At 71.0% G+C, this 1,548-nt stretch carries 2 protein-coding genes; one reads left to right on the forward strand and one right to left on the reverse strand.

The window, feature by feature from the left end:
* Positions 1–1,091: NAD(P)/FAD-dependent oxidoreductase (locus ABD194_RS19320; protein WP_343994512.1), on the reverse strand; the 1,091-nt coding region annotated here is incomplete at its 3' end.
* Positions 1,092–1,242: 151 nt separating this feature from the next.
* On the opposite strand from ABD194_RS19320, the gene ABD194_RS19325 reads away from it, so the two are divergent.
* The coding region (locus ABD194_RS19325; protein ID WP_343994514.1) for an SRPBCC family protein at positions 1,243–1,548 on the forward strand (306 nt) is incomplete at its 3' end.

Raw genomic sequence — 1,548 nt, forward strand, 5'->3', positions numbered from 1 at the left:
TCGTCGACGGTGCCCGAGGGGTTCAGGGTCACCACGTGGTCGTCGGCGTCGTGGAGCCCGTGCAGCCGGTTCATCCAGTAGCTCACGGTCACGTCGGGGGCCGCGGTGTCGCACCGGCGCATGCGGTAGTTCCACGATGCCCTGGCCTGGCGGGCTGCCGGCAGCAGCGACGAGTCGCGGTGCAGCCAGGTCTCGTTGCGCGAGTAGCGGATCGCCGACAGGTCGCGCTTCTCGTCGGGGGTCGCGTCGGCGAGCAGGTCGAGGGCCTGGTCGGCGTGCGTCGCGACCACCACGCGGTCGAAGGTCGTCGTGTGCCCGTCACCGACGCGCACGTCGACGCCGTCGTCGTGCCGGGCCACCGCAGTCACCGGGCTCTCGTTGCGGACGTCGGGCAGGCGCGCGACGAGCCGGTCGACGTAGGTCGCCGACCCGCCGGTGACGGTGCGCCACGTGGGCGATCCCGTCACGGTGAGCATGCCGTGGTGGTCGAGGAAGCGGAAGAGGTGGCGCGCCGGGTAGGACGAGGCGTCGAGGTCGCCGCACGACCAGACGCAGGCGACGAGCGGGATCGCGAAGTGGCGCACGAAGTAGTCCGAGAAGCGCTGCTGCGCCAGGAACTCGCCCCACGTCGGTTCCTGCGAGCCGTCGGCCAGCAGGGCCCGGGCCGCCTTGTGGAAGCGCGGCACGTCGCTGAGCATCCGAACGAACCGGGGGTCCGCGAGGCGGCGGCGCTGGGCGAACATGCCCTTGGGGCCGCGCCCACCGGCATACGACAGCCCGCAGCCCGAGCACGTGATGCTCATGCTCATCTCCGTGGGCTGCGTGGGCACGTCGAGCTCGCGGAAGAGCCGGAGCAGGTGGGGATAGGTGCGCTCGTTGTGCACGATGAAGCCGCTGTCGACGCGCAGGCTCCCGTCTTGCCCGGCGACCGAGTGCGTGTGCGCGTGCCCCCCGAAGCGGCTGTCGCCCTCGTAGAGGGTGACGTGGTGCGTCCGGCTGAGCACGTGCGCGGCGGTCAGGCCGGACACCCCGGCGCCGATGACGGCTGCCGTGGGACGGCTCGTGCTGGGGTTCGCGTGCGGTCGGGTCACCGAGGGCCTCCTGGCTGATGTGGTCCCGTGGGGTTCGGGGCGCAGGCCCTACCGGATTGGTGACACGTGGTGTGCGGACGGACACGTTGCCCACCGCTCGGGCTGACCGTAGAGTGCGTGTCTAAGGTCTGTCAAAGGTTGGGGAGCGCGCATGGAGATCGAACGCACCGTCACGGTGGACCAGCCGGTCGACCGGGTCTTCGCCTACCTCAGCGACTTCACCACCACCACCGAGTGGGATCCCGGGACCGTGCGCACCGAGCGAGTCTCGGGGGAGGGCGGGCCCGGCACGCGCTACCGCAATCTCAGCAAGTTCCTCGGCCGTGAGACCGAGCTGGACTACCTTGTCGTCGAGCACGTGCCGGGACAGCGGTTCGCGCTCCGCGGTGAGAACGACACGGTCGTCGCCCACGACACCATGACGTTCGTGCGCGGGGCGGGGTCGGGTACGACCGCA

Origin of the sequence: Terrabacter terrae, from assembly GCF_039529575.1 — a bacterium.
GTDB lineage: Bacteria > Actinomycetota > Actinomycetes > Actinomycetales > Dermatophilaceae > Terrabacter > Terrabacter terrae.